The sequence below is a fragment of the Rhizobium sp. SVR5-2C genome (assembly GCF_056755115.1).
Genome location: NZ_JBNDHT010000209.1, coordinates 1 through 7,877 on the forward strand (window position 1 = coordinate 1; position 7,877 = coordinate 7,877).

The 7,877-nt window shown below is 59.2% G+C and carries 9 protein-coding genes and 1 pseudogene; 4 read left to right on the top strand and 6 right to left on the bottom strand.

Features of this window, described 5'->3' with window-relative positions:
• The 4 genes and pseudogenes from ACPYOI_RS33510 to ACPYOI_RS33525 all read right to left on the bottom strand — a co-directional run.
• Window positions 1-377, bottom strand: a pseudogene (locus ACPYOI_RS33510) (dual-specificity RNA methyltransferase RlmN); the annotation flags it as partial.
• 228 nt (window positions 378-605) lie between these two features.
• Window positions 606-1,124, bottom strand: a complete 519-nt coding sequence (locus ACPYOI_RS33515) for an invasion associated locus B family protein (RefSeq protein WP_168831686.1) — start codon at window positions 1,122-1,124, stop codon at window positions 606-608.
• Window positions 1,125-1,465: 341 nt separating this feature from the next.
• The gene (locus tag ACPYOI_RS33520) at window positions 1,466-1,855 is read right to left on the bottom strand and encodes a YkvA family protein (RefSeq protein WP_481416909.1); all 390 of its coding nucleotides are present in this window, start codon (window positions 1,853-1,855) and stop codon (window positions 1,466-1,468) included.
• A gap of 51 nt (window positions 1,856-1,906) precedes the next feature.
• Window positions 1,907-2,209 (bottom strand): 4a-hydroxytetrahydrobiopterin dehydratase, encoded by a 303-nt coding sequence (locus ACPYOI_RS33525; RefSeq protein WP_481416908.1) that lies wholly within the window; start codon window positions 2,207-2,209, stop codon window positions 1,907-1,909.
• Window positions 2,210-2,245: 36 nt separating this feature from the next.
• On the opposite strand from ACPYOI_RS33525, the gene ACPYOI_RS33530 reads away from it, so the two are divergent.
• Entirely contained in the window at window positions 2,246-2,746 is a 501-nt protein-coding gene (locus ACPYOI_RS33530; RefSeq protein ID WP_481416907.1) for a low molecular weight protein-tyrosine-phosphatase, read from the top strand.
• Here ACPYOI_RS33530 and thpR read toward each other — a convergent pair.
• Window positions 2,653-3,246: an RNA 2',3'-cyclic phosphodiesterase gene (thpR, locus tag ACPYOI_RS33535; protein ID WP_481416906.1), complete on the bottom strand. Its 594-nt coding sequence runs from the start codon at window positions 3,244-3,246 to the stop codon at window positions 2,653-2,655. The genes ACPYOI_RS33530 and thpR overlap by 94 nt on opposite strands.
• 68 nt (window positions 3,247-3,314) lie before the next feature.
• Window positions 3,315-3,959, bottom strand: coding sequence for an arylesterase (locus ACPYOI_RS33540; RefSeq protein WP_481416952.1), 645 nt, complete (start codon window positions 3,957-3,959; stop codon window positions 3,315-3,317).
• A gap of 54 nt (window positions 3,960-4,013) precedes the next feature.
• On the opposite strand from ACPYOI_RS33540, the gene ACPYOI_RS33545 reads away from it, so the two are divergent.
• From ACPYOI_RS33545 to ACPYOI_RS33555, 3 genes are all read left to right on the top strand, one after another.
• Window positions 4,014-4,721 (top strand): ABC transporter ATP-binding protein, encoded by a 708-nt coding sequence (locus ACPYOI_RS33545; RefSeq protein ID WP_481416905.1) that lies wholly within the window; start codon window positions 4,014-4,016, stop codon window positions 4,719-4,721.
• Entirely contained in the window at window positions 4,718-7,261 is a 2,544-nt protein-coding gene (locus ACPYOI_RS33550; RefSeq protein ID WP_481416904.1) for an ABC transporter permease, read from the top strand. Before ACPYOI_RS33545 ends, ACPYOI_RS33550 begins: the two co-directional genes overlap by 4 nt.
• 179 nt (window positions 7,262-7,440) lie before the next feature.
• Window positions 7,441-7,877: Bax inhibitor-1/YccA family protein (locus ACPYOI_RS33555; protein WP_481423984.1), on the top strand; the 437-nt coding region annotated here is incomplete at its 3' end.

Consider the following 7,877-nt stretch of genomic DNA (forward strand, 5'->3'; position numbering starts at 1 on the left):
GGAATATAGACGGCTTCGATTTCGACGGGCCGCCCCGCACCGCGCGCCGGAAAACGCAGCAGCCACTTGCGGGTGCCGTCGTTGGACACCTGCTCTTCGACGATCTCGGGACGGGCGATGGTGAAATGCTGCTTCAGCATCTCGCGCATATCCTTGGCGACATTCGTCATGTGGTCGAAGTCGGAGATGCCGCGCACATAGATCCAGTTCCACAGCTGGGAGACGCGCATCTTGATCTGCTTTTCCGGCACGCCCTTTTCGCGGAGCGCATCGCCCATCTGCTCGCGCGAAAGCCCGATCAGCGAGGGCTTCTCATCGCCGGGCTGCGCGCGCGGCGCCTGCGGCTTGGTAACGGCCATAGCATCCATGACGGACATAGTCTCTTATCCCGAAATCAAAACTGGACGCATCCCGGTAAGCCGGAAGACTTGGCGGGCGGCATCGGCAGTTCGCAGAAAGTTGAATGCGGAGCTGCGATCAAGGCCGCATTCATTCCGCTGTTGCGCCGGGCTTTATCATCATTTTCCCCGCGCGTCACTATAGATGGAAACGGCAAAGGCCGGCGCAAGGCCGGCCTTCAACTTTGATAGAGAGAATAAGACGGCTTACTTGCAGCTTTCAATCTGCTTCAGCGCGGCCGAGATGCCCGACAGCGAATAGCTGTAGGACGTGCCGGTGCCCTTGCGCGAAACCGCCGTTACCGTCATCGAGTGGCCGCCCTTCATGGCGGCGACGAGGGCAGGCTCCTGCGCGGCATTCTCGACCCAACCGGCCTTGTCCTTGGTGAACATCACGAAGGTCTTGTTGTCGATCGTCACGTTGATCTTCGAGTTTTCCTTGACGGTATAGCCCATCATCGCCTGCGGCTCGTAGGAGATGTTCTGGCCCGGCCGCTGCGACACGATGAAGAAGTTGTCGCCATGGTCGACGCCGGCCGGCTGCTTGGTCGTCGGCACCGAAAGCACGTAGCACACGTTACCGTTGCCTTGCTTGTAGGAATAGGCGCCCCAAGCCTGGAATTGTTGAATGCGCGTAGGTGCAGCAGCAGCCTGCTGCTGCGCTCCTGCGGCTCCGGCCGTGATAACAACGAGTGCGAGAGCGGGTACGATACGTTTTACTAACATGGATTTCCTGCCGGTTCTTGCGATTCAGCGCCCTGTCGGAGCGAGCGGCATCTTCGTCACGATGTGGTCTATTTTGACTTAAGTCAGGTTACTAAAGCGTCAACGGAGGCTGCGAACCGTCCCCAGCTGTGCCATTCCTGGCCTGACCGTCCAACAATCGACGCGTTTTCGCCTCGCAACGATAGTCTGCCCGGATGGCGTGATGCCATCCTTTCGAGAAAATTTAAGACATAAAGATTCGGGCAAGAGTTTGACCTTTCAAAAATACCGCACCGGGTCATTAAAGCACTGGAAACCCGGGGAAGAATTGAGCGTCAAAGGCAACGCAGAACCGAACGGCCTCAGACCGTTTTCATGCCTTCCGGCGGGTCGGCAAGCGCACGATCCGCCGCTTGGTAATGCTTCGGCTTCATATGGCTGTTGACTATCGCCAAAGCTGCTGAGAGCACGGCAATGTCGTCCGAAAAGCCGACGAGCGCAAAAACATCCGGGATCGCGTCGAAAGGCAGGATGAAATAGGCGAAAGCTGCAAGCAGAATACCGCGGACGCGCGCCGGCGATTCAGGATCGAGTGCGCAGTAGAAGCCCGCGACGACATCGCGCGAAAACGGAATCTGCCGCACCGCCCGCTTAAAGGTCGGCCAGAATTTCTTCCGCACAACTCTCTCGCGGCGGCTCTGGGTATCTTCATCCCCGGGCAGCAGGATCTCACCGAACTTCACATCGTCCATTCCGGTCTCCCTTCACGTACATGCGAAGATATGGTGATGGTGTCATCGGATTCAATCGATCTGTCCGGCTGCCTTGTCCATCGCCTTGGCCAGCTTGAAGTCGAATTCCGACAGCCCTCCAGCATCATGGGTGTTCAGCTTTACCTCGACCCTGGAATAGACATTGAACCATTCCGGATGGTGATTAAGCTTTTCCGCCGCGAACGCAGCCTTCGTCATGAAGCCGAAGGCTTCGACGAAATTCTTGAATTTGAAGGTTTTCGAAATCGATGCGGCTTGCTCGTCCAAAGACCACCCCGTCAATCCGGCAAGCTGCGCCTCGATCGCATTTCGTTCCAGTTTTTCCGGTTTCATGGCATCGTTCTCCTATCTCTTCCTTCAGGTCTCTTCATGAAACGCTTCAGTATTCTCTTTGTTTGCATGGGCAATATCTGCCGCTCTCCTCTCGCCGACGGAATCTTCGCTCATGTCGCAAGGCAAGCCCGTCTTGCCGATCGTTTCAAGATTGATTCAGCGGGGCTCGGTGGCTGGCACCAGGGCGCCCAGCCCGACAAGCGCTCAATAGCAATCGCAAAGGCCCATGGCATTGACATCACCGGGCAGCGTGCACGCCGTATCCGTCTCGAGGATTTCGAAGAAGCCGATCTTATCCTTGCAATGGACCGAAGCAATATGGCCGCGCTTCACGCAATGGCGCCGGAAGCAAGCAACATCGAGCTTTTCGGCGAGTTCGCGCTTCAGACCGGCGAAGACATCCAAGACCCGTACTACGGCGGCCCGGACGGTTTCGAGCAGGTCTATGCGAGGCTCTTGACTGGCTGCATCGCGCTGGTGGGTAAGCTTGGCGCGGACCAAGCCTCGCTCAGCGGGAATACTTCCTCGGTCAGATAAGGCCCGCCACCGACCGATTCCCGCGACGAAAGCAGCACGAACCGCGAAACGGTGAAGGATGACGTCTGGAAGTTGCCGCGGCCGGAAAGGTAATGCACGACATCATCGACACGCGAGGATTTCAGCCGCGCGAGCGTAACATGCGGCGTGAACTTCCGTGGATCCGGGGCCAGGCCGATCCGCTGGCACATGCGCTCAATCTCAGCCTGAAGGGCGTATATCTCCGGCGAAGAGGAAACGCCGGCCCAGACAGAATGCGGCTTCTTCGAGCCAAAGGAGCCGATGCCGTCGAGGCGGATCTGGAATTCGGACCGGTCGATCCGGTCCAGGCGCTCAACGACCTCGTCCGCTGTGCGGCCATCGACGTCGCCGATGAAACGCAGCGTGATGTGGTAATTCTCCACATCGATCCATCTTGCACCAGGGAGACCACCGCGCAGCAAGGAAAGGCTCATTGCCGCATTGCGCGGAATTTCGAGGGCGGTAAACAGTCTCGGCATAACGAGCACTCCCCGAATCTTTTGCAGGTGCTCACACGGAATCACGCATTCGGGAGACGCGCAAGCCCCTATTTCTTCAAAGAAGAAATCGTCCCGATGAATTGCGTGACCGCCGGCTCGATCTTCTGAACCATCACATCGATGCCCTTGGCATTCGGATGCATTCCGTCTTCAAGCTTCAAACTCGCATCGGTCACGACACCATCGAGAAAAAAGGCGTAAAGCGGGACCTGGTATTTTTCGGCGAGCTTTTGGTAGATCGGATTGAACCGCGCAGCATAGTCCGCTCCCATGTTCGGAGGCGCCAGCATGCCCACAAGCAGCACCCCAATCCCGCGTTCCTTTAGCCGGGCAATCATCGCATCCAGATTTTTTTCAGTCTCCTCCGGCGGAATGCCGCGCAGCGCGTCATTGGCCCCGAGCTCTAGGATTACGCCGTTCGTGCCATCGGGAATGGACCAGTCGATGCGCGCCAGCCCGCCGGTCGTCGTGTCGCCGGAAACCCCGGCATTGGTGATCGAAACATCGACCCCCTTCTCTTTCAAAGCAACCTGCAGCTTCTCCGGAAAGCCGTCACCGGGCGGCAGCTGATAGCCTGCCATCAGGCTGTCGCCGAAACCGACAAGATTGATTGTGGAAGCATTGGCTGTCGTCCCGAAGATCAACGACGAAACAATGACGGCGATGTGAAACGCGGCAACTTTAAATCTCATGCTGCCTTCCCTAGATTGGCAAAGTCGTTGACGTTCATATAGGGCGATTTTCTGTTGGCAAAAACCATCATTGAGCTCAAGCAAGCGGATTTGACGCTGGGCAGTGCCGCAGCCTCCGTCCATGTACTGAAAGGCATCGACCTTTCGGTTGCGGCCGGCGAATCCGTCGGCATCGTCGGGCCCTCCGGTTCGGGCAAGTCCACGCTGCTGATGGTGCTCGCGGGCCTCGAAAAGCTCGATAGCGGCGAGATCAATGTCAACGGGACACCGCTGCATGCCCTGAGCGAGGATGAAGTCGCAGACTTCCGCGGCCGCAACGTCGGCATCGTCTTCCAATCGTTCCATCTGATCGCCAATATGACGGCACTCGAAAACGTCGCCGTTCCGCTCGAGCTGGCAAACGTGCCGAAGCCCTTCGAAATAGCACAACGCGAGTTGAAGGCCGTCGGCCTCGGCGAGCGTTTGAATCACTATCCCGGGCAGCTGTCCGGCGGTGAGCAGCAACGTGTCGCCATCGCCCGGGCCCTTGCACCCTCACCCGCTCTCCTCATAGCCGACGAACCGACCGGCAATCTTGACACCGACACCGGCCGCCAGATCGCCGATCTGCTGTTTTCCAAGCAGGCCGAGCGCGGCATGACACTGCTGCTCGTCACCCACGATGTTGCGCTTGCCAGCCGCTGCTCACGGCAAATCAAGGTCCGTTCCGGCCAGATCGAAGGCGACAGCGCCGATCGCCGGTCCGAAGCGGCCATAGCATGAAGCTCGTCACGCCCCGCGCTTTGTTGGCCCTTCGACTCGCCCTTCGCGAGCTTCGCGGCGGCCTCAAGGGCTTTTACATCTTCCTTGCCTGCATCGCGCTCGGCACGGGCGCCATCGCTGCAGTCAACTCCGTCTCCCAGTCGATCACCGATACGATCGCATCTCAGGGCCAGGAGCTGCTGGCGGGCGACTTGCGCTTCGAGCTGAACAATCGCGAAGCAACCCAGCCGGAGATGAATTTCCTCCGAGGCCTTGGCCAGGTCGCTGTCTCGACCGGGCTCCGCTCCATGGCGCGAAAACCCGATGGCTCGGATCAGGCTCTCGTCGAAGTCAAGGCGGTGGATGATGCCTATCCGCTCTACGGCAAGTTCGTAGCCGAACCGAACTATCCGCTTCCCGCCCTTCTTGCGGATCAGAACGGAACCTATGGCGCCGTTGCAGCACCTTTGCTGCTGGAGCGGCTCGGCCTTTCGGTCGGCGATGAGATCCTGCTCGGCAATGCGACGCTCAGCATCACCGGCACGGTAAAGACCGAGCCGGATGCAATTTCGGAAGGTTTCGGATTCGCACCGCGACTGGTGGTTAGTCGCCAGGCGCTGATTGCGTCGGGGCTCATCCAGACTGGCAGTCTTGTCGAGCATGTCTACAAGATCAAGCTCGACGATACCGCCGGCCGCAATGGCATCCGCGAACGCGCCGATAAGGAATTCCCATCGGCGGGCTGGTCGATCCGGACCAGCGACCGCGCGGCGCCCTCTCTCACCGAAAACATTACCCGCTTCTCCCAATTCCTCACACTCGTCGGCCTCACCGCGCTCATCGTCGGCGGCGTCGGCGTCGCCAATGCCGTCCGTGCCTTTCTCGATTCGAAACGCACGACGATTGCGACTTTGAAATGCCTCGGGGCGCCTGCGGTCGTCGTGGTGCTTGTCTATCTGTTCCAGATTGCGATCATCGCCTTCGCCGGCATTCTCATCGGCCTCGTTCTTGGCGCCTTGTCGCCAATGCTCGCGGCACAATTCCTCGCGCAATTCCTGCCGGTTTCCACGGAGCCAACGCTCTATCCGGGCGCGCTGCTGCTTGCTGCGGTCTTCGGCTTGCTGACGATGCTCGCCTTCGCGATCTTGCCGCTCGGTCATGCCCGCGAAGTGCCCGCTACGGCGCTCTTCCGCGAACAGGGATTTGAGGCGCGGCATCTGCCTTCATGGCCTTATATTCTGCTTGCCGCGCTGTTCATGGCAGCGCTGGCCGGTCTTGCCATTGTCACCGCCTATGACCGGTTCATCGCCGTGATCTTCGTCGGCGCCATTATCTTCGCCTTCGTGATCCTGCGTGGCGTGGCGGCGCTGATTGCCTGGTTCGCCAAGCGCAGCCCGCGCGTCAATTCGCCGGCGCTGAGGCTGGCGATCGGCAACATCCATCGCCCCGGTGCATTGACGCCTTCGGTCGTTCTCTCGCTCGGTCTCGGGCTTGCATTGCTGGTTACCTTGACGCTGATCGACGGCAATTTCCGCCGGCAGCTGACCGGCCGCATGGCCGAAGGCGCACCGAACTTCTTCTTCGTGGACATTCAAAGCGCCGAGGTCGAGAACTTCCGCAATCTGGTCGGCAAGCAGGCGCCGGAAGGAAAGCTCGTCGAAGTTCCGATGATGCGCGGCCGTATTTTGGCGCTGAACGGCAAGGACGTGGCCAAGATACAGGTGCCGCCGGGCGGCCAGTGGGTGCTGCGCGGCGACCGCGGCATCACCTATTCCGAATCCATACCGGAGAACGCTTTGCTCACAGAGGGGAATTGGTGGCCCAAGGATTACAGCGGCGAGCCGCTCGTCTCATTTTCCTCGGAGGAAGCCAAGGAACTTGGCTTAAAGATCGGGGATACCGTCACCGTCAACGTATTGGGGCGCAGTCTCACGGCGAAGATTGCAAATCTTCGGAAGGTCGATTGGGAATCCCTTTCGATGAATTTCGTCATGGTGTTTTCGCCGAATACGTTCCGCGGCGCTCCCCATGCATGGCTGGCGACGCTCACCGACCCCTCGGCGACCCCTGCCGAAGAAGCGGCAATCCTCAAATCCGTCACCAATACCTACCCGACGATTACGACGGTGCGCGTCAAGGATGCGATCGACATCGTCAATACGCTCGTCGCCCAGCTTGCAACTGCAATCCGCGCTGCAGCCTCCGTTGCGCTCATTTCCTCCATTCTCGTGCTTGCAGGTGCTCTTGCCGCCGGCAACCGGGCACGGACACATGACGCGGTCGTCCTGAAGACGCTCGGCGCGACGCGGGCAATGCTCATTCGCGCCTTCAGCTATGAATATCTCATCCTCGGCATGGCAACCGCCATTTTCGCGTTGATTGCCGGGGGAATCGCTGCCTGGTTCATCGTCAGCCGCATCATGCACATGCCTTCGACCTTCCTGCCGGATGTTGCCGTCCTCACGCTGGTGACCGCGCTGGTCCTGACCGTCGGCATAGGGCTGATCGGCACCTGGCGAATTCTCGGTCAGAAGGCGGCACCCGTTTTGCGCGAACTCTGAAACAGACGATCGACGAAATCCCTTCACGTTACGCTGATTTAACCCGATCCGGGGTTGCAAGACACTTGTTTGGAAAGCGCGAAAGGCTCATATTGTAGCCAGGCAAGCTGGAGCTCCGCAGCGGCGCCTGGGCAGTACAGCCCGACACCGTATTCCATCGGAGCTTTTAAGAGGAAACTATGGCTGACCTTCGTAATAACTACCAAAGCCGAGTGCAAACTGGCGAGATGATCGACCAGGGCCTGCGCTCTTATATGCTCAAGGTCTACAACCTGATGGCGCTGGGTCTGGCGATCACGGGTGTGGCCGCTTATCTCGGATTCAACTTTGCTGTTCAGGACAACCAGCTCACGCAGTTCGGCGTGCTCCTGTTCCAGTCGCCCCTGCGCTGGGTCGTGATCCTTGCGCCTCTTGCGGTCGTCTTCTTCCTGAGCTTCCGCATTAACAGCATGAGCGTGGGCGCCGCGCAGACGACCTTCTGGGTCTACGCCGCACTGGTCGGTCTGTCTCTGTCGTCGATCTTCCTGGTCTATACCCAGTCGAGCATCACGCAGACCTTCTTCGTGACCGCCGCTTCCTTCGGCGCGCTGTCGCTCTATGGGTACACGACCAAGCG